Origin of the sequence: Lactiplantibacillus herbarum (genome assembly GCF_001039045.1) — a bacterium.
GTDB classification, from domain to species: Bacteria; Bacillota; Bacilli; order Lactobacillales; family Lactobacillaceae; genus Lactiplantibacillus; species Lactiplantibacillus herbarum.
Genome location: NZ_LFEE01000043.1, coordinates 1 through 25910 on the forward strand (window position 1 = coordinate 1; position 25910 = coordinate 25910).

Annotated in this window: 30 protein-coding genes and 1 tRNA gene; 16 read left to right on the forward strand and 15 right to left on the reverse strand. The window is 43.0% G+C overall.

Annotation, left to right across the window (positions count from 1 at the left end; translation table 11 throughout):
- The first annotated feature begins 185 nt into the window (after positions 1-185).
- A complete protein-coding gene (locus tag ACG95_RS14290; protein WP_082137379.1) occupies positions 186-374 on the forward strand; it encodes a hypothetical protein in 189 nt (62 codons plus the stop codon).
- A gap of 54 nt (positions 375-428) precedes the next feature.
- Complete coding sequence (locus ACG95_RS13360; protein WP_048001015.1) at positions 429-722, forward strand: hypothetical protein; 294 nt, start codon at positions 429-431, stop codon at positions 720-722.
- A 53-nt stretch (positions 723-775) separates the two neighbouring features.
- Here ACG95_RS13360 and ACG95_RS13365 read toward each other — a convergent pair whose 3' ends face one another.
- The 4 genes from ACG95_RS13365 to ACG95_RS13380 all read right to left on the reverse strand — a co-directional run bounded on the left by ACG95_RS13365 (position 776) and on the right by ACG95_RS13380 (position 3246).
- Positions 776-1087, reverse strand: a complete 312-nt coding sequence (locus tag ACG95_RS13365; protein ID WP_048001016.1) for a toxin RelE — start codon at positions 1085-1087, stop codon at positions 776-778.
- Positions 1088-1339: an AbrB/MazE/SpoVT family DNA-binding domain-containing protein gene (locus ACG95_RS13370; RefSeq protein ID WP_048001017.1), complete on the reverse strand. Its 252-nt coding sequence runs from the start codon at positions 1337-1339 to the stop codon at positions 1088-1090.
- 106 nt (positions 1340-1445) lie between these two features.
- Positions 1446-1799 carry a DUF1398 family protein gene (locus ACG95_RS13375; RefSeq protein ID WP_337588711.1) on the reverse strand — a complete coding sequence of 118 codons (354 nt, stop codon included), beginning with the start codon at positions 1797-1799 and terminating at the stop codon, positions 1446-1448.
- Positions 1800-1872: 73 nt separating this feature from the next.
- Positions 1873-3246: a cytosine permease gene (locus tag ACG95_RS13380; protein ID WP_048001018.1), complete on the reverse strand. Its 1374-nt coding sequence runs from the start codon at positions 3244-3246 to the stop codon at positions 1873-1875.
- Positions 3247-3391: 145 nt separating this feature from the next.
- Here ACG95_RS13380 and ACG95_RS13385 point away from each other — a divergent pair, with 145 nt between their 5' ends.
- The 5 genes from ACG95_RS13385 (at position 3392) to ACG95_RS13405 (ending at position 9565) form a co-directional block, all read left to right on the forward strand.
- Positions 3392-4612, forward strand: a complete 1221-nt coding sequence (locus ACG95_RS13385) for an MFS transporter (protein WP_048001019.1) — start codon at positions 3392-3394, stop codon at positions 4610-4612.
- A gap of 110 nt (positions 4613-4722) precedes the next feature.
- Positions 4723-5196: a nucleoside 2-deoxyribosyltransferase gene (locus ACG95_RS13390; RefSeq protein ID WP_048001020.1), complete on the forward strand. Its 474-nt coding sequence runs from the start codon at positions 4723-4725 to the stop codon at positions 5194-5196.
- Positions 5197-5420: 224 nt separating this feature from the next.
- On the forward strand, positions 5421-6950 hold the full coding sequence (locus ACG95_RS13395) for a glucosaminidase domain-containing protein (RefSeq protein ID WP_082137380.1): 1530 nt from the start codon (positions 5421-5423) through the stop codon (positions 6948-6950).
- A 12-nt stretch (positions 6951-6962) separates the two neighbouring features.
- Positions 6963-7613, forward strand: coding sequence for a L,D-transpeptidase (locus ACG95_RS13400; protein ID WP_152668356.1), 651 nt, complete (start codon positions 6963-6965; stop codon positions 7611-7613).
- Positions 7614-8014: 401 nt separating this feature from the next.
- Positions 8015-9565, forward strand: coding sequence for a bifunctional metallophosphatase/5'-nucleotidase (locus ACG95_RS13405; RefSeq protein ID WP_048001022.1), 1551 nt, complete (start codon positions 8015-8017; stop codon positions 9563-9565).
- Between the two features lie 401 nt (positions 9566-9966).
- Here ACG95_RS13405 and ACG95_RS13410 read toward each other — a convergent pair whose 3' ends face one another.
- Positions 9967-10827, reverse strand: a complete 861-nt coding sequence (locus ACG95_RS13410) for an aldo/keto reductase (RefSeq protein ID WP_048001023.1) — start codon at positions 10825-10827, stop codon at positions 9967-9969.
- 151 nt (positions 10828-10978) lie between these two features.
- Between ACG95_RS13410 and ACG95_RS13415 the strand changes: the two genes are divergently transcribed.
- Positions 10979-11734 carry a threonine/serine exporter family protein gene (locus tag ACG95_RS13415; RefSeq protein ID WP_048001024.1) on the forward strand — a complete coding sequence of 252 codons (756 nt, stop codon included), beginning with the start codon at positions 10979-10981 and terminating at the stop codon, positions 11732-11734.
- A gap of 13 nt (positions 11735-11747) precedes the next feature.
- Positions 11748-12218, forward strand: a complete 471-nt coding sequence (locus ACG95_RS13420; RefSeq protein ID WP_048001025.1) for a threonine/serine exporter family protein — start codon at positions 11748-11750, stop codon at positions 12216-12218.
- Positions 12219-12580: 362 nt separating this feature from the next.
- On the opposite strand, the gene ACG95_RS13425 is transcribed toward ACG95_RS13420, so the two are convergent.
- The 4 genes from ACG95_RS13425 to ACG95_RS13440 all read right to left on the reverse strand — a co-directional run bounded on the left by ACG95_RS13425 (position 12581) and on the right by ACG95_RS13440 (position 15123).
- Positions 12581-13408: an undecaprenyl-diphosphate phosphatase gene (locus ACG95_RS13425; RefSeq protein WP_048001053.1), complete on the reverse strand. Its 828-nt coding sequence runs from the start codon at positions 13406-13408 to the stop codon at positions 12581-12583.
- Between the two features lie 211 nt (positions 13409-13619).
- Positions 13620-14138 (reverse strand): O-acetyl-ADP-ribose deacetylase, encoded by a 519-nt coding sequence (locus ACG95_RS13430; protein WP_048001026.1) that lies wholly within the window; start codon positions 14136-14138, stop codon positions 13620-13622.
- A 2-nt stretch (positions 14139-14140) separates the two neighbouring features.
- Positions 14141-14713 (reverse strand): TetR/AcrR family transcriptional regulator, encoded by a 573-nt coding sequence (locus ACG95_RS13435; RefSeq protein WP_048001027.1) that lies wholly within the window; start codon positions 14711-14713, stop codon positions 14141-14143.
- A gap of 86 nt (positions 14714-14799) precedes the next feature.
- Complete coding sequence (locus ACG95_RS13440; RefSeq protein WP_048001028.1) at positions 14800-15123, reverse strand: membrane protein; 324 nt, start codon at positions 15121-15123, stop codon at positions 14800-14802.
- Positions 15124-15438: 315 nt separating this feature from the next.
- Here ACG95_RS13440 and ACG95_RS13445 point away from each other — a divergent pair, with 315 nt between their 5' ends.
- A complete protein-coding gene (locus tag ACG95_RS13445) occupies positions 15439-16341 on the forward strand; it encodes a DUF1002 domain-containing protein (RefSeq protein ID WP_420324105.1) in 903 nt (300 codons plus the stop codon).
- A 204-nt stretch (positions 16342-16545) separates the two neighbouring features.
- Here ACG95_RS13445 and ACG95_RS13450 read toward each other — a convergent pair whose 3' ends face one another.
- A complete protein-coding gene (locus ACG95_RS13450; protein WP_048001030.1) occupies positions 16546-17043 on the reverse strand; it encodes a MarR family winged helix-turn-helix transcriptional regulator in 498 nt (165 codons plus the stop codon).
- A 161-nt stretch (positions 17044-17204) separates the two neighbouring features.
- Entirely contained in the window at positions 17205-17873 is a 669-nt protein-coding gene (locus tag ACG95_RS13455; RefSeq protein WP_048001031.1) for a TetR/AcrR family transcriptional regulator, read from the reverse strand.
- A 431-nt stretch (positions 17874-18304) separates the two neighbouring features.
- On the opposite strand from ACG95_RS13455, the gene ACG95_RS13460 reads away from it, so the two are divergent.
- Positions 18305-18502 carry an LBP_cg2779 family protein gene (locus tag ACG95_RS13460; protein ID WP_048001032.1) on the forward strand — a complete coding sequence of 66 codons (198 nt, stop codon included), beginning with the start codon at positions 18305-18307 and terminating at the stop codon, positions 18500-18502.
- 199 nt (positions 18503-18701) lie between these two features.
- Positions 18702-20105: a glutamate decarboxylase gene (gad, locus tag ACG95_RS13465; RefSeq protein ID WP_048001054.1), complete on the forward strand. Its 1404-nt coding sequence runs from the start codon at positions 18702-18704 to the stop codon at positions 20103-20105.
- A 75-nt stretch (positions 20106-20180) separates the two neighbouring features.
- Here gad and ACG95_RS13470 read toward each other — a convergent pair whose 3' ends face one another.
- Positions 20181-21164: a C40 family peptidase gene (locus ACG95_RS13470; protein ID WP_048001033.1), complete on the reverse strand. Its 984-nt coding sequence runs from the start codon at positions 21162-21164 to the stop codon at positions 20181-20183.
- 303 nt (positions 21165-21467) lie between these two features.
- Positions 21468-21803, reverse strand: coding sequence for a hypothetical protein (locus tag ACG95_RS13475; RefSeq protein WP_048001034.1), 336 nt, complete (start codon positions 21801-21803; stop codon positions 21468-21470).
- A 118-nt stretch (positions 21804-21921) separates the two neighbouring features.
- On the opposite strand from ACG95_RS13475, the gene ACG95_RS13480 reads away from it, so the two are divergent.
- Both ACG95_RS13480 and ACG95_RS13485 read left to right on the forward strand, forming a co-directional pair.
- Positions 21922-22293, forward strand: a complete 372-nt coding sequence (locus tag ACG95_RS13480; protein WP_048001035.1) for a DUF2096 domain-containing protein — start codon at positions 21922-21924, stop codon at positions 22291-22293.
- Between the two features lie 56 nt (positions 22294-22349).
- Positions 22350-22422, forward strand: a tRNA-Ala gene (locus ACG95_RS13485).
- A gap of 186 nt (positions 22423-22608) precedes the next feature.
- Here ACG95_RS13485 and ACG95_RS13490 read toward each other — a convergent pair.
- Both ACG95_RS13490 and ACG95_RS13495 read right to left on the reverse strand, forming a co-directional pair.
- Positions 22609-22920, reverse strand: a complete 312-nt coding sequence (locus ACG95_RS13490) for a DUF2316 family protein (RefSeq protein ID WP_048001036.1) — start codon at positions 22918-22920, stop codon at positions 22609-22611.
- Positions 22921-22932: 12 nt separating this feature from the next.
- Positions 22933-23934, reverse strand: a complete 1002-nt coding sequence (locus tag ACG95_RS13495; protein WP_048001037.1) for an amidohydrolase family protein — start codon at positions 23932-23934, stop codon at positions 22933-22935.
- Positions 23935-24051: 117 nt separating this feature from the next.
- On the opposite strand from ACG95_RS13495, the gene ACG95_RS13500 reads away from it, so the two are divergent.
- Both ACG95_RS13500 and ACG95_RS13505 read left to right on the forward strand, forming a co-directional pair.
- A complete protein-coding gene (locus ACG95_RS13500; protein ID WP_048001038.1) occupies positions 24052-24630 on the forward strand; it encodes a TetR family transcriptional regulator in 579 nt (192 codons plus the stop codon).
- 162 nt (positions 24631-24792) lie between these two features.
- Positions 24793-25749, forward strand: a complete 957-nt coding sequence (locus ACG95_RS13505) for a Dyp-type peroxidase (protein WP_048001039.1) — start codon at positions 24793-24795, stop codon at positions 25747-25749.
- Positions 25750-25910: the final 161 nt, after the last annotated feature.

A 25910-nucleotide genomic window follows, 5' to 3' on the forward strand; every position in this document is an offset into this window, starting at 1 on the left:
TTCATTGAACAATTAACTTTCAACCTTTAGTCAATCTCTTAGACCGTCAACGATACCCTTGATGAATTTAAACAGGATAACCCATTACAGCTGGCGGTTTTTGTCGCCAATCACCTATTTATGATTGCACTTTTCCTCAGCTTCCCGCACAATAAAGGGGATAAAATAAGGAGTCGACTATTTTTATGGAATTAACAATTGATTTAATTATTGGTACTAGCGGTGTGCTCGCTATCCTCTGTTGGATTTTGAGCGCTCATCATTACCGCCACGCCACCAAATTGTCTGGAACAACGTGGCTAGTTATTGGTATCCTGTGTGCTTGCCTAGCCGGATTTTTCAGCTGGTCAGCCATTCCCTTATGGATAAGTTAAACTAGCTGACTTTTTAAACAATCGTCACCGTCACTTAGGCTGAGGAGGAAAATCATGAACCCAGAAGAAGTTTTCCAACGTTATCTTAATAAGTATCAGATGACTTACCAGCACCCCGAACACGGGCTGGTTATGCTGACATCAGCAGTGTGGCCACAACATCCAGAACTTCAGCAAGCTATTCAGCAGACCTTGCAAGGACTGAACGGCGTTACCAGCGTCACCAACAACAGTCCCGAACAACTCATCATGCGCTATGATTCTGAACAATTGCGTAAACTTAACCCGCTGACCCTGATCAGTATTGAGCGCCGGTTAAGTAAACAATATCATCAAGCCGGTTACTAACAAATAACGTCCCCGTTGCACTGAGCATTGTTCAGCAACAAGGACGTTATTTGTTAAAAGGGAACTTGCATTTTGCTAGTATTGAAAAGCGCCCCAATTTCAACTATTTGTTGTTTCTGATTAACTCGATAAAAAATAGCATAACTACGTCCAATCACAATTCGAAATGTGGGAACTGCAAAACCGTAGACACCACTGACATCTGGTGCAAGAAATGGATACTCACGCAATTTTTGAAGGTTTTTATAGATTGATTCAATAAAGTTACGAATACGTTCTTCTGATAATTTTAATTCACTTTGCCAGTAATCAATTGTTGTTTGTAAGGCAACTTTGAAGCTATCCGTATACTTTAAATCATACATTTACTTACCCCAACCGTACTTGCCGAATTCTTTTTCCATAGCTGATTCGCTAACCCAATTACCCGTATCAAAATCAGCAAAACTCTCTTCAACCAAATCCCGATCGTGTTGAAGATGCAACGGTTTTAAATCAATAATCAACTGATCATTTTCACAATAATAATTCAACTTTTCACCCGAGTTCAGACCTAATTGCTTAGGAAATATAGTCCCAACTGAATTACCAATTTTTCTAACTGTTAATTGACTCATGAATTACACCTCAATTCTCATTTCATTAGATTATAACATGTTATAACTTCCGTTGAGTAAAAAAAGCCTCAGCCATTTAAGATTGAGACTCACTTAACTTTACAGTCTAAAATTTAACACTTGCTAGAATCTTACCTTCGTCACCACTGAAGTCAATGACGTTACGCTTTAAGTTAGCCGTCCATGCCTGACAACCAGCTTTTGCTAACTGCTTAACTGCATCGGCTAAAGCTAATTGTCCACTCACGTACTGCGCTGCAGCTTGTTCGATTGTTGCAAGGTCTATCTCTTGTGAGACTTTAGTTGCTAACCCGTTTGTCAGGCGCTCCACTAGGTAGCCGTTCTCACCAAAGTAAGTCGTTTCTCCAGTCATCACATCATATTGATAGTGCTGAATTCCTAGATCCGCTTCCCATTTCGCGATTGTTGCAAAATCCGCGTGCTCACCTAAGTTGTTAATAAATCATCAATCTCAGCTAATTCAAACATTATGCCACCCCTTCTAATTTGTTTACTCCCTCATTGTAATCCAATCAGGCTTTTTTAGCAGGTAATGGGTAAAAAATCCGCATTAATCCCATATAAATTAAAGCAATCAGCACCATATCGATAAAGGTTGCGCCAGTCACATTCGCTACGAAAGCGATATGCTTCAATAATAGGAATAATACGACGCCTAAGACCCAGCAAATTAAGGCAATCCAGTTAACCCCATGATGGTACCAGTACTGGCCTTTAGAACTAGCCAGTTCGTTGACATCATACTTCTGATGGTGGCGCCAATAGTAATCCACTAATAGAACACTGATCATCGGTCCAAGGACCATCCCGATATAATCCAAGAAGGCCGTAAAAGCGGCTAAAAAGCTCCCCATGACTAATGGAATCAGCGTCACAAGCGTTGCTATAATTGTCACGGCCCACAGAGCTGGTCGTAATCGAATTCGTGGAAAAATATTAGATAACGCTGATCCAGCGGCTAATAGGTTGACCGCGTTGGCTGTCATACTCGTTAAGATGATGACTAATAACGCTAGTATCCCTAAACCTAACCGGCTGGCAATTGTACTTGGATCTGAATTATTAGGATCATAAGTACCTGACGTAATTGCAATACTGATGGTAGCTGCAAGCCCGATGAAGGCAAACCAGAACAACCCGGTAAAAGCACCCAAGAATGGCATACCAGTTGCACCGCTGCGTTTACTCGTAAAGCGGGTAAAATCAGCCCCAGCAGTAACCCATGACAGGTTAAATGCAGCTAACGTATCCATACCGGCACCAGCTGTCATATGTAACTTCGTTGGGGCGTGCCACGTTAGCAGATCACTCATCGACACCGTTTTGAAGACGACGATTGTTTCCCAAATGACGAATAAAATAACAAGAACAATCCCGATACGCTCAATCATCTGAACGGAACGTTGCCCGACCGATACACTTAACAAGTGTAAGATGCTCATGACAATAATTCCTAAGATCAAGCCCTTGGCACCACCGGGCTTACCGTATACAGGCCAGCCAATCAAGTCATGCAATAAATAGCTCACAGAGCTAGCCGCAATAAACGTATTGACCGCTGTCCAACCAATATATTGCGTCAAATTCACAAATGACGGCACGTAACTTCCCCGGACCCCGAAGGACCCCCGAATCAAACTCATCGTTGCCGCACCCGTTTTATATCCCATAAAACCAACTAACGATAAGCATAGATATGATAGCGTGGACGATGCCACAATAACTTTGAGAGCTGTTAATAATCCGCACGCTGCCAGCACGCCACCGACATACCACGTCCCATTATTAGCGTTTGCGCCGATCCACGTCGCAAACATATCCCAATTCGACATGTGTCGATGTTTAGACGGAATTACCTCAACTCGATACTTTGACTCCTGTTGCACACCGCTCACCCTTTCTACAATTCTTTCCATTGTAGTTTTTTTAGGGAGTGCTGGTCAAGCTAATTCGACTAAAGTCTCCAATTGCGTTAACACTCAATTCGCTCTAAGATAGTATTAATAAACTCAATTAAGGAAGTGACCAATTGTGAAGGGCGCATTAGTGGGCTGGCGACGCAATTTAGCGGTGCTTTGGCTCGGAACCTTTATCGCGGGGATGGGATTCTCCGAAATCATGCCATTCTTATCATTATATGTCGGCCAAATGGGCGATTTTTCAAAGGGCGAGCTGACAATGTACAGCGGTTTAACGTACGCCGTAACCTTTTTCGTTGTCGCCGTCGTTTCCCCACTCTGGGGCAAGCTTGCTGACCGTCGTGGCCGTAAAATCATGCTACTCCGCTCGTCATTAGGAATGGCGATTGTCATTGGTGCCATGGGTTTCGTACATAATATCTGGATCCTAATTGCTTTACGTTTCTTGCAAGGGCTGTGTGCCGGCTATATTCCAAACGCCAGCGCCTTGATTGCAACTGAAACACCCAAGGAAAGTAGCGGGACCGCCATTGGAATTTTGACAACCGGTTACGTTTCTGGAAATCTAATCGGCCCCATTCTTGGTGGCGTGCTAGCTCAAGTCTTCTCAATTAGACTGACATTTGTAATTACGGGAGTCCTGCTCCTGATCGTCTTTGTGTTGAGCTTAACACTCGTCCATGAAAACTTTAAGCCGGGTGACGTGTCCACCGAAAAACGCACTGGAAGTTTACTGAGTCAGTTCAAAAACCCACAATTAATCATTACGTTACTGGTTTCAACCATGATTATTCAAATGGGAAATAATTCAATTACTCCAATTATCAGTCTGTACGTTAAAGAATTAATGCATAACGTTGGCCCGATTACCGTGATTGCGGGAATCATCGCTGCTTTACCCGGAATCTCAACCCTGTTGTCAGCACCACGCCTTGGTCGCTTGGGTGATCAACGAGGTGCCGACCGGATTCTGGTTTTCGGCTTTGTCTTTGCAATTATCGTCTACTTCCCCCAAGGATTAGTCTCCAGTATCTGGGTCCTCGGATTACTACGCTTCATGATTGGAATTTCAGATGGTGCCCTCTTCCCGACCGTCCAAACCTTATTATCCAAAAATACGCCTAGAGAGCTAACCGGTACGATTTTCAGCTGGAATCAGTCCTTCCAGGCAGCCGGCAGTATGCTTGGCTCTTTATTAGGTGGTCTGATTTCCAACTGGTTCGACTATAACGGCGTCTTCATCTTCACCGCGCTCTCGCTACTACTTAATTTCATTGGCGTCTTGATCTTCATTCCCAGCATGCGCCATCCGTTTGCACACAAGCCGTCATAATAACGAACTTTTAACTAGGTTGCTTATTGCTGTGATAACACTTGAAACCAGAGCCCTTTTTCCGCTAAAATGGTCTTATTACAATGTCGTAGTCCAGAAAGGAATTCCTTATGAATAACGTTTACCTAGCCGCACCATTTTTTGATGACGCTCAAAAGGCCCGCATTCAGGAAGTCAAAGCTGCATTGATTGCCAACCCAACCATCAACTCTGAGGGAATCTTTATTCCAGAAGAGCACCAATTTGAAGAAGAACCCTTTGGTAGCCGTGCTTGGCAGCAATACGTCTACGCCTCTGACATGCGCCAAGTTCACCGAGCTGATCTGGTCGTTGCTTTACTAGATTTCGACATGACTAGTGCGACCAACGAACCAGATTCTGGCACCATGTTTGAAGTCGGCGCGGCCGTTGCTGAAAAGACTCCGGTACTGATCGTCCAATATGATCCTACTAAGGAACTCAACTTGATGATCTCACAAGGTTTGACCGCCTACTTCGATGCAAGTAAGGACGGCTTAAAAGAGCTTGCCACTTATGATTGCGATGACTTACGATCAAAGCCCGCACACCGACCAGTATTTTAATAAATATAAAACCCGACAAAGCCTGATGAATTGACTTTGTCGGGTTTTCCTTTTGTTATAAAAACCATACTATTGCAACCAGACCACATTGGTCAATCTATTAAATAATAGTTTTATATAAAATATGCATTTAAAATATATATTAAAAAGTATTTGATTCCGCCTTTTAATAGTATTAGCATATATTTGTAAGCTTACGTACTAATACAAGAGGGGTCTTTAAAGTGAGTGTACTATCAAAAGTATCATTACTGTCCTTAGCTGCTACAGGACTATTTTTATATACGGGGAATACTATAAAAGTCCAAGCTAACACAGAAAAAACAAACACAACTATTGCCGAAAGCACAAAAAATCCAACTTCAAATCTATCTACCAATAATACTGACATGTCTTCAAAAAAAGAGACCACCACAGTAAATGCTGCTTCATCGACTAACAACATGTCACAGTCTAACGCCACCACGGTAAGTTCAAGCGCTGTAAGCTCAAAAAGCAGTGACACTAATTCAGCTACTCCATCAGCTGACAATACTACCAACAAATCACAATCCAGTTCCAATACAGTAAATTCTAGTACGGCAAGCTCAAAAAGCAGCAGCACTAATTCAGCCACTCCATCAACTGACAATACTACTAACAAGTCACAAACTAATTCCAATACAGTAAATACCAATACCATAAACTTAAAAAAACATGCAGCAACCTCAACTGCTTCATCAACTATCTCAATTAAAAGTAAACCGGCTGCTAAAACAAGCTTATCAATTTCAAAAAATGTTAACAAACAACTTTTAACCCAAGTAGCAAGCGTACAAGCATTATCTACAGCAACTCTGGCTAATTATCAACAAACTTTTTTCAATAACATTAAAAGTGGTGCCATATCTGGCTGGAAAAAATACAGGGTTCTTCCTTCTGTCGCTGCCGCACAAGCTATTATTGAAAGCGGCTGGGGAAAATCACAACTTGCCGTAAAGGGAAATAATCTATTTGGGATTAAAGGAACATATAATGGTCAATCTATCTATTTTCCAACTCAAGAATATGTAAATGGTAAATATATAACTATCAATGCTGCGTTTAGAAAATACCCAAATTGGGCTGCCAGTGTAGAAGACCATGGTGCTTTTCTTGCAAACAATTCTCGTTACAACAACTTATTAGGTGTTACAAACTATTCTACAGTTGCTAACGATTTACAAAAAGATGGCTATGCTACAGCACCTAACTATGCACAATCTCTTATTAATTGCATCAAAGATTATAATCTCCAATCTTGGGACAGTGATTTATCCGGATCTGATTCCAAGGGCGATTCTGGTACTAAGACAACGAACAAATCTGGCACGTATACATTTACAGAAACAACCAATATCCGCACCGCACCAAGTACAAGTGCTTCCATTGTTGGCCAATATTATGCCGGCAACAAAGTGATTTATTCTGCAACAGTACAGGCAGATGGTTACACATGGTTGAAATACACAGCGGCTTCTGGCAACATCCGTTATATTGCTATCAGTAATTCTCCTAGCAATACCGGATCAGCTAAAGTACCAAATTCCGGCACATATACATTTACAACGACAACTAATATTCGAGTGTCACCCAATACGAATGCTACTATCGTTGGTCAATACTATGCTGGCAACAAAGTTATCTACACGGAGACCGTACAGGCAAATGGTTATACTTGGTTGAAATATATTTCTGCCTCTGGCGCCATTCGCTACGTAGCCATCGTTCATTAAAGGTAAATGCAAATGAAATATTGGAAAACCTATCTATTATTAATAATTGCACTAATCTTTTTAAACGGTATCATTCTAATTCATAGCGATCATTCTTCGCCAGTACAAAACGTTCAGCCACATACCATTACTTCAGTACACGCAGTACAATTAGCTGCTCGTTACAGTGCTCCAAGTACGCCTAAACCAACACTGCATAAAACAGTAATGCGAACGCCGATTGATTGGCATAAGTCATCCGAGACTGTCGCTTATCCTAGAGTTAGCAACTATCCTCATATGTGGGTACACGTTGCACTAAAAAAACAACGGATGTATCTCATGAATAACCAGCAGGTGCTATATACCATGTATGTCTCCACTGGGTTACCAGATACCAAACATGCAACACCCCGGGGAACTTATCACGTTCAAGCTGAACGCGGCCAATATTTTTACAGTGCTAGTGAACAGGAGGGTGCCTATTACTGGGTTTCATGGCTTAATCATGGTGAATTTTTATTCCATTCGACACCAACCGACGCTCAAGGCCACTTCATCCAAAGTGTTGCCAACGACCTTGGTAAAAAGCCATCGTCTCATGGTTGCGTTCACCTTAGCGTTGCTGATGCAAAGTGGGTCTACGAAAATATTGCCTATGGAACTAAAGTTGTTATCGATTAAAGCACCAAAAATCATGACGCTCTTTAAATAGCGAAAAGCTCTATCACAACTAAAGAACAAGGTGTCTCAGAATCTTGAAAATTCTGAAACACCTTGTTCTTTTGCTCCATCCCATTAATATCTTTCATAGTGCAATGCCAAATAACCAGCTAATTTTATTATTCAGCAACCCAAAACACCAAAGTTGGAACAGGCCTATCCAGTAGAAAAAACAACTAATACCATCTCATAAACATACTGATTTTCACATACTCGCTATCTTAGACAGGTTTTACAGGTCATCCCACTATCGAAAAATTATCGTAATCACTTACAAAAAATTACTAAGTTGATGGTTAAAGTTAAGTTACCTGCCATGAATATTGTTATAATAGAACACAAACATTCCTTGGAGGCCCGTGATGAAAATCAAATTAATCTCAACTAGTGATGTGCATGGCTATCTAGCGCCTACTGATTATAGTAGTCGCCATAACGTGGCACCATTCAGTCTCAGCCGCGCCGCAACAGTCATCCGTCAATTGACTCATGAAGATAATGCGGACGTCTGGCCCATCGTTATTGATAATGGCGATTTTGTCCAAGGCTCTCCATTAACCTATTTCATCGCACGTCGACACCGTGAAATGGCACCACTATATTCCCGGCTAGCCAACTGCAACCACGTTCAGGCAGGAATTTTTGGCAACCACGAATTCAACTATGGGCTCGACTACCTTGACCTGTGCGAATCCAGTCGCGAATATCCCATGCTCGCTGCTAATATCCACGATGATCAACAACGGACCTTATTTTCGCAACCATACATATTATTAGAACGTGCCGGTGTCAAAGTGGCCATTCTAGGGTTAACGACCCAATTCGTTTCCCACTGGGAGCAGCCTAAGCACATCGAAGGGCTCCACTTTGAAGACGTTGTCGCTACCGCCAAGCACTGGGTCCCTAAACTGCGCCAATTAGCTGACGTGGTTGTTGTAGCCTACCACGGCGGCCTGGAACGTGACCCTGAGACTAATCAACCAACGGAACGTTTAAACGGTGAGAACCGGGGCTCCGCGATTCTTGAAGAGGTGCCTGGAATTGACGCTATGATCACGGGACACCAGCATCGTAAACTGGCTGTGACGGTCAATGGCGTCCCCGTCACCCAACCTGGCATGAAAGGTGCCAACGTTGGCATGATCACATTAGAATTAGACACGAATCGGCAAATCACGCAACGGACACCCGAAGTCTTCCCCGTTGCTAAAGCCACACCTGACAAACAAGTCATGGATTTGATCGAACCGCTTGACGCTCAGATGGAAGATTGGCTGGACACCCCACTTGGTCAGATTAATGGTGACATGCTCGTTCATGATCATTTGGACGCACGGCTGCATAACCATCCTTACATTAACTTTATTAACCAAGTTGAAATGGCAGCGACTGGTACTGATATTGCAGCAACTGCGATCTTCAACGACGACGTGCCCGGTCTCAAACAACACGTCACCATGCGTGAAGTGATGAATAGCTACGTTTACCCTAACAAACTCGCAGTCGAAACGATTACTGGTGCCGATCTGCGGGCAGCTTTGGAACGTTGTGCGCGCTACTTCTTGTTGGAAAACGGCCGTATTCGCGTTAATCCGGAATTTTTACACCCTAAACTACGTCATTACATCTATGATATCTACAGTGGTATCGACTACGCTTTTGATTTGACGCAACCATTTGGCAAGCGCGTCGTGCAACTGGATTATCATGGCAAACCAGTCACGGACGAACAAAAGCTAACCGTCACACTCAATCACTACCGTGCGGGTGGCGGTGGCAATTATCCGATGTACAATACGACTAAGATCATTCGGCGCTTACCAACTGACATGACGGTCTTGATTGCTGACTACTTTGCCAGCCACCCCGTTGTGAACGCGACACGACCAGACAATTTCAAAGTACATTACTAAAGATTAAACGATAAGGGCTATTCAACTACTAGGTTGGGTGGTCCTTTTTTCGTTGGCACATGAAATCAATTTAAGCAATCATTCCTAATATAATATCTAGTCTCGTTTTGATTAATATCAAAAGAATAAAAAACAATCAGTCTAGCCGGAAGTGGTCAGTACTAGCGATGCTGTGAAGGTGGCGTTAGTTCGGTGATTTTTTTGCCAGACTTACACCACGGACGGCTTGATCATTGGCGAATTGTGCCAATGATCAAGGATCGATCCAAGACCGCTTTTCAGGCTTGGACCAGTTCCACAGCTAAGTTAATACTGACCACTGGAGGCGAAAGTTACATCTTAACTCAACACTAAAAAGACCCAGACAATATGTCCAGGCCTTCATCACAATGAGTTTGAATTTAGAAGTTAACTTGATCAGGATCATTGGCTAAACCAGCGACACCGTGTAACCCATCGATTGTTTGCATATCATCTTCGCTAAGTTCGAAGTCGAATAACTCTGTGTTTTGTTCGATACGATCAGCGTGAACTGACTTAGGTAGTGGTAAGAAGCCGTGTTGTAATGACCAACGTAAAACAACTTGAGCCACACTCTTATCATACTTATCGGCCATCGTCTTCAATTCTGGAATACTAAAGATTTTCCCAGTACCGAGTGGGCTGTAGGCTTCTGATAAGATGTCATGTTCACGGTTGTATGCAACTACTTCATCTTCAGTATCACTAGGATTCAAGAAGATTTGGTTAACTGCTGGCACAACCTTGGCCGTCTTCAATAAAGCGTCTAAATGCTTAGGACGGAAGTTAGAAACCCCGATGGCCCGTGCTTTACCATCAGCATAAGCTTCTTCCATGGCACGCCATGAATCGGCATTTAATTGTTCCCAGTTGTCGCGCATTGCCGCTGGGTTTGGCCAGTGGATCAAGTATAGATCAACATAATCCAAGCCTAACTTTTGTAGTGAGGTCTCTAAAGCTTTCTTAGCTGCTTCATAACCATGATCCGCATTCCAGAGCTTAGTCGTGACGAATAAATCTTCACGTGCTACCCCACTGTCCGCAATCGCCTTACCAACACTATCTTCGTTGCCGTAAGCAGCGGCCGTGTCAATGTGACGGTAACCAGCTTTTAAAGCGGCTAGAACAGATTCGTAAGCAACCTGGCCGTCTGGTGTTTGCCAGGTCCCAAAACCAACCACGGGAATCTTAGTGCCGTTATTTAACGTGTACGTATCAGTGAGTTTAGTTAATGATGTCATCGAAATGCCTCCAAAATTATATTTGCTAGTTTGATTTTACCCATAACCGACCTCTTCCAGCAAACATTCTGTTTCAAACTAATGACGCGCTTTCAAATTCGTGAGAAAATAGCTTTATCCAATACATAATTCTACTATGGGAGGTGTCCTAATGAACGAGTCAGCGATCATGTTAAGAACCACGTTACTAGCCGGCGCCATCTTACTCGAAAATGGTGCCGAGATTCAGCGAGTGGAAGACACTATGCAACGAATCGCTGCTAACGCTGGTTATCCAGATGCTCAGGTTTTTGTGTTACTAACGGGTATCACGGTATCACTACCAAAAAATGCAACTAGTGAAGTTCGCGCAATCCATCGGCGCGGCATGGACCTCGAAAAAGTGGATCAGGTCAACACCCTCTCCCGAAAATTTGCCACTCAACAGCTCAATCTAACTGAACTCGCCACGGCTCTTGAACAAGTCAATAGAGCCGTACCAACCTTTCCATTCAGTTGGCTATGCCTTGCCTCGATTGTTGTCAGTGTGCCGTTAATGATCGCCTTTACTGGTCAAACAGCGATTGCAGACCTGCTTACTTGTGGCCTAGCTGGCTTGACCGGCTTTACCACTTTTTACTGGATCAATCGGTTAGGCTCACTACGTTTCTTCAGTGAATTCAGCGGTGCCCTGCTGATTGGTCTCATCACACTGATTGGCTTTTACATCACTAACGGCCACGCTTACCACCCCGATGCCATCATCATTGGGGCTGTCATGCCACTGGTTCCCGGCGTCGCCATTACCAATGCCGTACGTGATACGATGACCGGCAACCTTTTGAGTGGCCCCGCACGCGCCATTGAAGCTGTGCTGTCCGCATGTGCAATCGGTGTTGGCATTGCCCTAACGTCGTTTTTCTACTAAGAGGAGGTTCGTCATGCAACACTGGTTATTAACAACTGGCATCATGCAATTTATTCTAGCGTACCTCGCCACCGCCGCTTTCGGTGTCCTACTCAATATTCCCAGACGAGCAGTCAACCTGAGTGGCTGGGTTGGGGCTGCCGGGTGGTTTACGTATGAACTCTGTTATCACTTATTGCCACTGAGTATAGATGGCAAACTGGCCGTAGGTAATCTGATTGCAGCTACCGTCATTGGGGTTGCCAGCGGATTAGCCGCCCACTACAAACGGATGCCAATGATTATCTTCAACATTCCTAGCCTCGTCCCGCTAGTTCCGGGCGGTCAAGCTTACCGAGTCGTGCGCAACTTAGTAACGGGTAATTCTGATCTAGCTTATCAATATTTCGTGCAGGTCGTTATCATTGCGGGGGTTATCGCAATCGGCTTTTTAATCGCTGAATTTATTAACCGCGTGGCGTGGCACATCAAAAGAGTGGACTAGCAGGCGGTTAGATCCTGAGCATAGCCTAGAAAGAGTGATAATTGTGCTCTTGGCAATTGTTACTCTTTCGTAGCTAAGCGGAAGGACCTGCCTGCTAGCGCACGTTTCAGCTAAGAGTGTGCCCTAAGGCGGTTAGTTTGTGAGCATTAACGTGGAATCAGCGATTATTCCGGGCTTTGGAATGGTCACTGATTTCGGGTTAAGCGGAACAAACTGCTTTAGGGCGCACGTTTCAGCTACTAACATAGAAAACGGGTTGGTCTTAAATCCAACTTTAAAAACTCCATCTCGCAGCAAATTAAAAGGACGTCTGGAAAAATTTCCAGACGTCCTTTTTGACCTCAATTTAATGTAATACCTGCTTAACGAACTAGCGTAAAGTAAGCAATCACTAAGACCCCAAGGACAATCCGGTACCAACCGAACACCTTAAAGTCATTCTTCTTAATGTAATCCAACAAGAAGCGAATAGCGAGGTAGGCTACGATAAATGATACAACCACCCCTACTGCTAAAACGACACCTTGCAACCCGGCTAGTGAACCGCCGTGATGGAAGAATTTGTATAATTTCAATAACGAAGCCCCAAACATCGTTGGGATTGCCATGAAGAACGAGAATTCCGTTGCAACGTAGCGTGACGTGCCGATCAAGATGGCCCCTAAAATAGTGGCTCCTGACCGTGACGTCCCTGGAATCAATGATAGTAATTGGAAACAACCAATAAACAATGCTGTCGTGTAAGGCAACGTTTGTAAGTCACTGAACCGTGGTGTCAAACGTTTGTTGTGATTTTCGATGACGATGAAGAGTACCCCATAAATAATCAAGGTAGCGGAAACGACTGCCCAGTTCATCAGATGAGCATCCATCCAGTCATTCAACGGCAAACCAATAATAACGGATGGAATAACGGCCAAGATCACCTTACTCCACAGCATCCAAGTATTGCGCTTCTCCGTACTACTTTTACGTGGTGACAATGGGTTTAACTTGTGGAAGTACAGGACGACCACGGCCATGATGGCCCCCAACTGAATCACAACGTTGAACATGTCCGTGAACTGACTGGACTGTTGCATCTTAATGAACTCATCAACTAGGACCAAGTGGCCAGTTGAACTAATTGGTAAGAATTCTGTAATCCCTTCAACGATCCCCAGGATTACCGCTTTAAAAATATCTAACACAATCGATTCCTTTCCTTGCAATTAGGATGGTCTCTCCACCCTAAAACAACATACAAAATTAAGAGTGGGACAAAAAGCGGGCTGCTCCCGCGCGTTTCAACTATCAGTATTCAAAGATAGCAAAACCATTTTGTCCCATTCTTGATAGTTCTAATTATAGCAAGCACCCACTTGAGATAATAGCGGATCGATGTATTTTTTTTGTAAAGTTCTAGTGTGGCAAGGCAGCTAGTGCTTCCGTAAAGGCTGTTTGAGTTTGGGCATCAAAACAAACAATCATAATTTCTACAATCGCAGTTGCAGTCGTATTCACCGTTTCCTGCAAAGTTCGTAAGGCTAACGGTGCTGCAAGCTTTAATGGAAAATGGTAAACACCAGTACTGATCGACGGAAAGGCCACAGTTTGACAGCCATTTTCTGCGGCTAAGTTTAAGCTATTACGATAACTATTGGCTAACAATTGAGGCTCATCGTGCTGACCATCTTGCCAGATTGGTCCCGGCGTGTGAACCACATACTTGGCAGGCAACCGAAAACCTGGCGTTATCTTAGCTTCCCCCGTCGCACAACCATTTAGTGGGCGGCACGCCGCTAACAATTCCGGACCCGCTGCTTGATGAATGGCACCGTCCACGCCACTCCCACCTAACAAACTCGTATTAGCCGCATTAACAATGGCATCGACTGCCATCGTCGTAATATCACCACGTATAATCTTAATCGTCGCCATTGTTAAGACTCCTTCATAATCAAATTAACGCTCACTTGTGCTTGCCGTTTCAACTGAGTCGCATTAACCCGCTGCTTGGCTAACAATTGGATTCCACTTCGTACTTGCATCAAACTCGCGGCAACTTCACCAACTGGGGCCGCTAATTCATGTACTTGCGATGTCAATAAACTGACTAATTGCGTCTGCAGATCCGCGTACATTGTCTGAAGCTGAGCCGCAAGCACACTTTGAGAATCAACCTCAGCCATTAAGTTTACCAATAGACAACCAGCGGGCCACTCTTCACTTTGGAATGGGAAGAGTAACCAGTCAGTAATCAGTGCTGGTAACGGCGTTTGACGTGCCTGGTCGCGTTCAACAAGTAACTTCAACTTCTCATTTAACGTGCGCTGATAACATTGCAAGCTTTGGCGTAATGCGACCCGCTTGTTATGATACTGCCGATAAAACTGCGTCCGCGACAACTGACTAGCCGTCATTAAGTCAGCCACTGTTGTTTGAGCATAGCCGACTTGCCAAAACTGGATCATCATTGCGCGCTGTGCCGCTGATACCGTTAACTTAGTTACCATTGCTATGAACCTCCTTAAAAAACGCCGTATCAGCAAGATTAAAACTCTTAATCAGCTAGATCGGCGTTACTCATTAATTAATTGATTTAATCCGCAATCAAATACTGGATACCGCGGACAATCGCCCACAAATAACTAGCAATTGCGATAATTCCGAAAACGGCAAGTAGCAATACGGCTAACCACCCAGTATTAACTAGGCTATCCATATAGATACCGCTAACGCCTAAGATGACTAGTAGTCCGATGCCGAGTAACGTTGGTAATAGGTGCAACCAAAACGCTTTTCCAGCAGCATGATGCGCTTCCGGATTGCTTCCCGTCAACAACCACACAATTAATGGGAATAGAACTGGTAGGAACAGAATGCTTAAATAACTTAACGCATTGATCACTCGATTTTGAGTCATTATAATGATCACTCCCCATTGTTTACCCCGAGTATAACTAAATCTAAGCACTTCATCAAATAATAAACAAATTCTTAAATCGTTTAGAAGTCTCTCAAGTTTGTGCGTTATACAGTTAGTACAAACTTGGATTCTGCTATAATTAAGCCATTGGATTAGCTAGCGGGGAAGCTTCACTACCGACACCCTTTTACCTAGCCCGCTACGCTAACCACATCAAGAGGCATCAGATGAGATGCGGAGGAAAATAAAATGTCGAAACAATTTAGATCTAAATTCAAATGGGTTGCCCTTGCTGCAACGCTATTACTCGGAATGAGTGCTTTACAGACAGCACATGCTGATACTAGTAGCGACGACCCAATCGTTACGTTAGGTAGCAGCCTTACTAGTAGCCAAAAATCTGGCACCCTTAGCACTTTAACATCTAGTCTCAACGGAGCCAGCTACCAAACACTTACAGTCGATGGTGACACGCTGGTTAAGTACCTCAATCCAGCCGGTGAAAGTTTCACGAGTAGCTCGGGCGTCTGGTCCAGTGCCATGATTCAAAAGACCAGTTCAGGATCCGGGATCAACGTTAAAATCCTTGATTATAACGGTAGTAATAACATCACGACGATCACTGCCAATCAGTATAAGAACGCAGCGTTAACTGCCGGGATTGCAGATGCTAACATTTACGTTACTTCGGCCACACCAATCGACGGTTCTGGAGCCTTAGCTGGTGTCTACGCCGCTTATGCTAAGACTGGTAACACACTGAACACTAAGCAAGTCACAGCGGCTCAGAACGAATTAAGTACGTTGAGTGGCATCACCCAAGCCAACAAGAACAAAGACGGTTATACCGATGCCCAGTTGAATAACGCGGTAGCCGGTGCCAAAAAAGAAATGGCTCAAAAGGGTAGCAATATTACGACTAACCAAATTACAACGATCGTTAACCAACAGATCACTAATAATAATTTAACTAATGTGATTACCAATAATCAGAAAACCGAAATCATTAATTTGTTAGTTAAAATCCGTGATTCTGGCGCACTAGATTCATCAAGTTTTAAAACTCAGGCCAATTCACTGATGAAAAATATTCAGTCGAATGCCAAGGGAATCTTCAGTAAGATCAATACGACTGAAAACCAAAACTTGCTACAAAAGCTATGGACAGCAATCGTTAACTTCTTCAGTTCCATCTATAACTCTATCTTTGGCTAACGCCTTATTCGCAAGTGGGTCGATTTTATTTAATCGACCCACTTTTTTCGTCATTATACATATAGCGCTTTCATTATCGAGTGATAATTATTCGAAATAGTGAAAATACCAGTACAACAATGGGTAGTAAGTGTTATAAGTCAAAAAAGCCGGTATGACCGAATAATTACGGTCACACCGGCTATAAATTATGGCTAATTAATATTAAGCTTCTGCACGATCTAAATCAGTGTAGCTAATTTTCTTAGTCTGTTTGCCAGCACTTTCGTTAACGAATTTATCCATAAATTCTTCAACTAAGTTAAGTGTCTGGTATTGCTTAGCTAAACTAAACATTTGACGCCATTCCCGGTTACGTTGAATTAATTCAGCGAAAACTTCATGTTCAACCCGAGCTCCTTCTGGTGTTAACTTCAAAACTTTATTACGACGATCATGATCTTCAGCTTCTTGGTATAAATAATCTTTACGTAATAAGCGCCCGATTAACCGTGAGATTGCAGAACGAGTCACACCATGACTTTCTGCAATATCCATTAAACGAATCTTCCCCTTAGCTTCGGCGATATCATATAAGATATAAAATTCATCTAACGTAATTCCGTGTTCCGTTGCTGGTGCTGCAAACATATCTGATAAATTCTTAAATCCGTGTAAATACATATGGCTAAAGCGATTGAAAAAGTCCATATCTTCATTCATATTCAAGTCTCCCTTTCACAAGTCGAATTATTATTAAAAATGCCCAATCATAATTCGCCCCATTTTCAATTTTTAAATTAGTAAGCGTCTTTTATCATTTCCCCGCTTTAAAGTGTACTAGTATATTTTACGAAATACAAGTAATTTTGATGACTTTAATATTAAATTTGTATTTCAGAATTTAAATCAATCGTAGCGTGCTCATGTAGATGCTCTATGAACTGTTGGTAGTAGTGATCTGTGTTATATTTGGCCGTACTCAAGTAGACCTGGTCGATTTGATCAATAGTCTCACCTAATAGCAAGTAAAAGCCCTGTCCAATGTTCTCTGATATCATGCCAACACTAGCTCTCAGAATCTTGCGCTTGAAAAATACTGCCATTCCGCCAGATAAAGCAAAATTCAGCGCATATCTAACTGATGCAGCTTCCCCTTCAACCCCAATGGCTTCTAACCAATCTAAAGTTACCAAAATCATCTCGGTTGTGAGCTCAGGGCTTTCAAATACATCCTGAACAAAATGTTCCATAGTTGGATTCTCATCAAGCATCCGCAACAAAAAGCTCATTTGGATCATTGTTCGTTGGTGCGCAGATAACATCGTTAACCGCTCGTTGCTGTAGATAAAGACGCTCAAAGTCAATTCATTGAGCATGGTACTTAATAAGACGATTTTCTTTGGAAAATAGTGTTGTAATAACGATTTACTGATCTCACAAGCCACCGCAATATCTTTCATTTGAACGTTGGCGTAACCCTGTTCAGCAAATAAATGAAACGCCGTGTCAACAATCTCCATCCGTCTTTGGGTGTTCCGTTTTCGTGGCATTAGCGTCCTCCATGTATCGTACTTATTTGTTAGTTCTATTAGTTCGGAACTATGTTCAAACTAGTTCCCACTAAATAAACTATACTAATATAGCTTTAGACGCAAGTTTATTCTAACAGCTTCGTTAATTAGTCATCGCCTTAACTATCTTTTTGAGCACAAACATACTAACCATTTATACTTTGATTACCTATGTAGTGGATCTGATCACTGTCTAATTGGTAATCCTGTCTATCAATAACAATCAGACCACTCTACTTGATCAGACGCCTTTATTACTCAAAACACTACAACTTTGGCTTACTATCCCAATCACTGCAACACTGATTGTAAAATAGGATAGCATTCATACCCCGTTTTCAATCAATTAAGGTTATAATAAAAGTATCAGCACTGAACTTTTACGAATTCTAATAATCGGGGTGAGGATCATGGAATTACCATTAAGTCAATTATCAGAAACACTCATCAGTTTTGAACGTCAGCACCATCTTACGGATAACGATTTGGCGTTTGGCAGTCAACTAGCTGTTGAACGGATTCACAACATTAAATCCGGTGAACAAACACCAACACAAGACGAAGTGCAACTGTTGAAGAAATTCATGAATAGCAAAGCCAAAGCTTAATCATAGCGGCTAACTGTTCAGTGATAACACCTAAAGGAATTTAATTCTCACTAAAAGCTGATCGCATAAATGCGGTCAGCTTTTTGATTACCCTGTATTTTGCCAATAGATAACAGTGAACTGTATTTTCATTTACGTTCAATCTAACATCGTGCTATACTCGCCTAAAATAATCAGATAAGGGTGATCATAAATGGCGATGTTATATGGTAAACACGATCATGAAACAGAAGAGTATTTGACCCCAATCTTTGGCAATCCAGCAGAGCAACACGACTTACCAAAGTATCGACTGGCACAACACGCTTTAGCACCACGTGAAGCGGACCGGCTTGTACGTGATGAGCTCCTCGATGAAGGTAATTCTCGGTTGAACCTGGCGACTTTTTGCCAAACTTATATGGAACCAGAAGCCGTCGAATTAATGAAGGACACGTTAGCTAAAAATGCCATCGACAAATCTGAATACCCCCGCACCGCTGAGATTGAAAATCGTTGTGTCAACATCATTGCCAACTTGTGGCACGCCCCAGAGAACGAAAAATTCACCGGTACCTCAACGATCGGTTCTTCCGAAGCCTGTATGTTAGGCGGTATGGCGATGAAGTTTGCTTGGCGTAAACGAGCAACTAAAGCTGGCCTCGACCTCAACGCCCAGCGACCTAATCTAGTCATTTCAGCTGGCTATCAAGTCTGTTGGGAAAAATTCTGCGTTTATTGGGACATCGACATGCACGTGGTCCCAATGGATGAGCACCACATGTCTTTGGACGTGGATCACGTCCTGGACTATGTGGATGACTATACGATCGGCATCATCGGGATTCTAGGAATTACGTATACCGGTCAGTATGACAACCTAGAAAAGCTCGATACCGTCGTCACCAAGTACAATCAGCATCATTCAAAGCTACCTGTATACATTCACGTAGACGCCGCATCAGGGGGCTTCTACACGCCGTTCGTTGAACCACAACTGGCGTGGGACTTTCGCCTGAAGAACGTCATTTCAATCAACGCCTCTGGGCATAAGTACGGTCTGGTCTACCCTGGAGTCGGCTGGGTCATCTGGCGTGATCAACGATTCCTACCTAAGGAACTCGTCTTCAAAGTCAGCTATCTAGGTGGCGAGCTGCCAACCATGGCAATTAACTTCTCACACAGCGCCGCACAACTGATTGGCCAGTACTATAATTTCGTACGTTTTGGTATGGACGGTTACAAAGAGATCCAGACAAAGACCCACAATGTTGCTCACTATCTAGCTACCGCCCTTAAACAATTGGGTGAATTTACACTAATTAACGATGGCCACCAACTACCCTTGATCTGTTACCAGCTAACACCCCGCGATGATCGAGAATGGACGTTGTATGATCTATCTGATCGACTACTGATGAGCGGCTGGCAAGTCCCTAGCTACCCGTTACCCGCTAATCTGGACAAACAAGTCATTCAGCGGATTGTCGTTCGGGCTGACTTCGGCATGAATATGGCTCATGACTTTATGGATGATCTAACAACTGCCGTAAATGATCTTAATCACGCTCACATCGTTTACCATGCTGATGAATCCCCTAAAAAATACGGTTTTACGCACTAACAATCATATGCAAAAAGAGCTAACTCACCATAACAATGAGTTAGCTCTTTTAGTGTTCATTTATGAACGTTTTAATTACATGTGGATAGCAATTATAGGTGTGTAGTAAGCAGTCTGCTTAATAGATACACTTTCACCGTAAGTTGGTGAGGCGATGTATTGACCGCCGCCTAAGTAGATACCAACGTGGTAAGGTGCTGAATCAGAACCCCAGAAAATCAAATCGCCAGCTTGTGCTTGGCTAAATGATACGTGGGTACCGATAGTTGCTTGAGCATAAGTAGTCCGTCCGATTGAACGACCAACCTTAGCAAAAGCAGCTTGCGTAAATGCAGAACAGTCCATTTGTTCGTATGGAGTGCCAATGAAAGTTTCAGCAGCAGCGATTACTGAACTGTATGAAGTTGAAGTACTTGCTGTACTGGTAGTTGAAGCACTGGCTGTGTAAGCAGTTGCTTGCGCAGTAGTAGTGCTTGAACTTGCTTGTGAAGTTGATGATTGTGAACTAGCTTGTGAAGTTGATGTTGATGAAACAGCAGCTTGTGAAGTAGTTGAAGTTGAACTAGTAGCAGTACTTGAAGTTGCTTGTGAAGCTACTGAACTTGTTGAAGCACTTGAAGTTACACTGCTTGCACTAGCAGTTGAAGTGCTACTTGATTGAGCAGCAACTGAGCTACTTGAAACTGCTTGGCTAGTACTACTTGCACTAGTAGTTGAGCTAGCAGCTACACTGGTTGATTGGCTAGCAGTTGAAGTTGCAGCACTAGTTGAAGTCGTACTGCTTGCACTAGCAGTAGTCGTTGTCTTAGCTGAAACCTTTTCGCCAGTCTTAACACCAGGGATGTTAATGCTGTTACCAGCAATGATTAAGTTAGGATTGCTTAAGTTATTTGCTTCAGCAATCTTGTCCATTGAAACGTGGTACTTTTGTGAATATGCCCAAACTGAATCTCCGGCCTTAACAGTCATTGAATCAGCATTTGCAACTGCTTGACTAGTAACTAACATACCAGCTAAAGCAGCGGTTCCTAACATTACTTGTTTAATATTTACTTTCACTTTAATAATGATCACTCCAAGAAGAATGTCACGTATGTACTTCAAGCCAAGGTCTATACTACTCAATTTGTATTACATACCAGTACCAGCAAAATAACAATATATTACGAAAGTTACAAAACTATGACAATAATCTAAAGCCGTAATATTACCACTTCAAAACACTGTTATATCAAGGATTTTTTATTACTAAAATTTGATAACGTCAATTAATCTTTACTTAATTTTTTATTGAAATATAAAAAAAGACGCATTAACAGCTCAAAATAGTCGTTAATTCGTCACTTTTTAATTACTAATTGTTTATTTTGCGGCCCGTTGACGCCGATTAGTTCGTGGTAATCCAAGCAACCAGCGAATATCATTACCGGTAAAATTCAATTTCAAGAATTCTGCTTGCATCGCTTGCTTATACATTGTCGTAAGTACCTGCTTATCGAGCTCAATAACTCGTTGCGCAATTTCATCATCAAACAGATATTGCCGGGCAACCGTCACAAGTTCACCCATTGTAAAGATCTGACTTGCGTTGGTAAATAATTGAGTCTTATCAAGCTTTAACTGGGTTTGTTTAAATTGCTCGTATGCCTGATCTAAGACTTGTTCACCCTGTGCTGATAGTGTCGTAGTTGAAGCCATAGTCGGTACCCCCTTAAAATTTACCCTTATTGTACCGGCTAACACTAGTTTTAGCTACGTTTGCGCCCTCATTTTAACAAATATTTGCTATACTGGAGAACACAAAGGGGAAATTAACTTGACGAATACCGATGATCGTTATTACCAACCAAACGATATTAAAGATGCACTACAAACAATCCAAAAACTGTTTAATAGTTATACAGATGCACCACTGACACCTGAATTGATGGCCTATCACCAAAAACTCATTGGTCAACTGCAAACGAACTTACTTCCGTTAGCTCAGCAACAATCAGATCAGCTACGAGCCAAACAGATCGATTCTATGATTACCGTCATGCAGGATTGGCTCAAATTGCGGCTCAGTGGTCAAGTATTTGGCGGCAAGATGCAACATTTTAAATTCGCAAGCAACCAAAAGACACAATTTCAGCGTCGAGTTCATAAAATCCGCGGCAACCAAAACCATCGCGCTAGTCGACATTAATTAGCGCTGCAAGGGCTTGCACAACCATTATTTTGCGGTATACTAAAATAGTATTCGGGCCCTTAGCTCAGTTGGGAGAGCGCCTGCTTCGCATGTAGGAGGTCGTCGGTTCAAATCCGGTAGGGTCCATCGAAAACAACTCAGAAAAAGGCTAGAACACTTCAGCGTGAAGGGTTCTAGCCTTTTTCAATCTGTAAAATCAACATCAAATTAGCGATGTAACTTTCCGTTACTTCTACATTTCAGTCACATCATACTACAGTATTTCTCGGATAAGCGCTCACCTTACTTGCGACACTCCCCATTAAGAAGCTGTTAGTAATCACCTGCAGACATTGCTTGCCGATCAATGACATTACTATTCAAAAACCAGTGACGATGCCAGTCACCGCGAAGCGCAGTAAACGGTACTGGGGTCTGACCCGCTTCTTCAACCTTTTCAATCAAGTAGTTGCGCAGAATCCATGGATCTTCAAGTGACTGTTGTGTTAACGCAAATAGCCGTTCTAACTTCACCATACTAATTTGCAAGTCGTTTGCAACCTGCTCTTTTGATAATCCGGTTAGCATAAAGTTTTCTTGTAATTCTTGGCGAGTTGCCACCATTTGTTGTGGGTTTAATGACATTTTAATATCCTCCTATAATTTAAATAATTGTTCCGCCGTCCCATGAGCAATTTGCTCACGCTGACGTGACGTCAATTGAACTGTTTGTAAAAAATCGGCTGCATTCTGTGGCCGTTTGTATGGATAATCTAGCGAATACATCAGGTGGTCAGCACCCATTTCAGCTAACATAAACTGTAACTGGGGCTCGCTCAAAATCCCGCTTGGCGTTGCGTAAATATTCTGCCGGTAATAGTAACTAAAGGGATGTTGCAAGTCGCCATACGCTGTCAGCTCATCATCCAATCGTTCCAAAAATAACGGCACTAGTTCGCCCCAATGACCCGTAATTAATTTTAGTTGAGGCAACCGATCAAAAATACCACTGACAACCATCCGTAACACCTGAATACCAATATCCATGTGCCAGCCATAACCAGCTGATGACAAGATACCAGTAATCACAGGCGACCATTGATCACTCTTAAAGTAGTGGTCGTTGATTGACTGCGGAATAAACGACGGGTGAAAATAAACCGGCACATCTAACGCCATCGCCTGTTCAAAGATTGGCAGGAAGAACGGTTCATCGAAGAAACGTCCCTGATAATTGCCTTTCAGCAGAACCCCCTTTAAACCTAGTTCAGTTACTGCACGCTCTAATTCAGTAGCGGCCGCTTCGGAATTACCAACTGGCAACACGGCTAAACCACGATAACGTGTCGGATGTTTAGCGATTGCTCGTGCCATTTCATCATTCGCTAACTGACACAGTGAGATTGCTTGTTCTGGCTCTAAGTTCTGGGGCGACGAATTCCCATAAGATAAGATTTCCATATCAATTCCATTCTTATCCATAAAGGCCAACCGCTCACGGTCAACATCTTGCATGACACTTGGTGATGGTAAATTCGTTTGCATATATTGACGTAACTCAGGACTAATCGGTGGTAAAGCGGACACTCCAGTGATGTCTTGGATCTTAGTCGTCACAACGGCTGATTCAAAATGTTCTTCAGTAGTAATTAATTTCATTGATTTACAGCTCCTTTACGCACAGCTATCCTTAACTGTGAAAGCAATTATAGACGCTTTAGCAGGATAAAAAAGCACTGTTTTGAGACATGTAACAAGCTGGTGTATCATATAACCATGACAAAAATAATAATCGCTAATAACCTACACATTGATCACCGAACTCACCAAACGCAGATCAAACTGATGACGGCTCTGACCGCAGCGTTTCAAGCTGGACAACCTTTTACAACCATCACCGTTAAACAACTCTGCCTTGACGCTCACGTCGGCCGTGCCACTTTCTATCGCCATCACCAAGACGTTGAAGACCTTATTACGGTGGAATATCTGATTGCCCTACGCCGCCTGAGTGATGACCTAAATGATCTACCGAGCGCTACCTATGCCACAATTGCCGGCGCAACGATCACCACAATGCAACAATACCCGCTACTGCCTATGCTAGTAACGTGGGCTAATTGTCGTGATCGTGTCATTCCGCTAGAAGTCGGCCTTGTCCAACAAGTACTGACTAGCTTAGATGTTCAACATGGGCACCCACGTTTTATCGCGACTTATCTGGGACACGCGTTACACCAATTTGCCGACCAACTAGCTAACCAACAACCCAGTCTGAGTCATTTAGCAGCTTTCCGGTTATTTGTTCAACTTATTCCAAACGTCTTACAAGGGCCGACCGTACCAGCAACTTAATTCTACTTATATTTAAAACTACTTAATATAGTAGTTTTATTATTCACCTAACAACTACTGAAGTAGTCATTGATCAAGATGTTTAGGTCGCATTCCCTTTAATTGACGATTCTTCCCCCAACGGGTACGCTAAGAATAATGATCATTCTGGAGGGGATATTCATGTCAATCGAACCAAGTCATGCTCAAGACGTCTGGAAAGATGTCGGTGAACACGTGCAATTTACTGTCTTAACCTTAAATCGTCAAGATCCACAACACGATCGTGAGGTTTTCCAAGAATTTGCGGATCGCTCCCAAGCGATTATTCGCTCACTACGTATTCGCGATGCGAAACCAGAAACTGGCACACAACTGAAAGTTAGCATCGGTATCAGTAGCGCAGCGTGGGACTATTTATTCCCTAACGCTCCTAAGCCTAAGGAATTAGAGACTTACACCACATTATCTGGGCCTAAATACACCATGCCCGCAACTGCCGGGGACCTCTTCTTCCACATCCGTGCTAGTAACGAAGCCGTTGTGTACGAATGCCAGACACAGTTCCAACGCGTCTTAGCACCCATCACGACCGTCTTAGATGAAACTAAGGGTTTCCGTTACTTTGAAGGCCGCGCTATTATCGGCTTTATCGATGGGACTGAAGCACCCGCAGTTGAAGACGCCGCTGACTATGCACTGGTTGGCGATGAAGATCCCCAATTCGAAAATGGTTCCTACGCCTTCGCCCAAAAATGGCAACACAACATGCCGGTCTGGGATCATATGCACACTGAAGACCAAGAAAAAGCCGTTGGTCGTGAAAAATTCAGTGACTTTGAATTGGCTGATGCAGATAAATTTAAGAACGCCCACAACGTTGCATCTAAGTTAGAAGTTGACGGCGTTGAACAGAAAATTGTTCGGATGAACGTCCCATTTTCTGAACCTGCTGCTGGTAATACAGGAACTTATTTCATCGGTTACGCACGTCACTGGACGGTTACTAAGGGCATGTTACAGAACATGCTTGATCAGAATGACTTCCTATTGACGTTCTCAAAGATTCTGTCTGGACAGGTCTTCTTCATCCCATCACGCGACTTGTTGGCGCAGATTGCGGATGATGAATTTAAGTAAATAGAGTGGGCCATCAGGCGGTTAGGGACCGAGCATAGCCTAGGAACAGTGATGATTGCGCTTTTGGCAATCGTTGCCGTTCCGTAGCTAAGCGAAATGCCCTGCCTACTGGACCACGTTTCCACACTAAATCTTGACACATAAAAAGTCAGGTACCACAG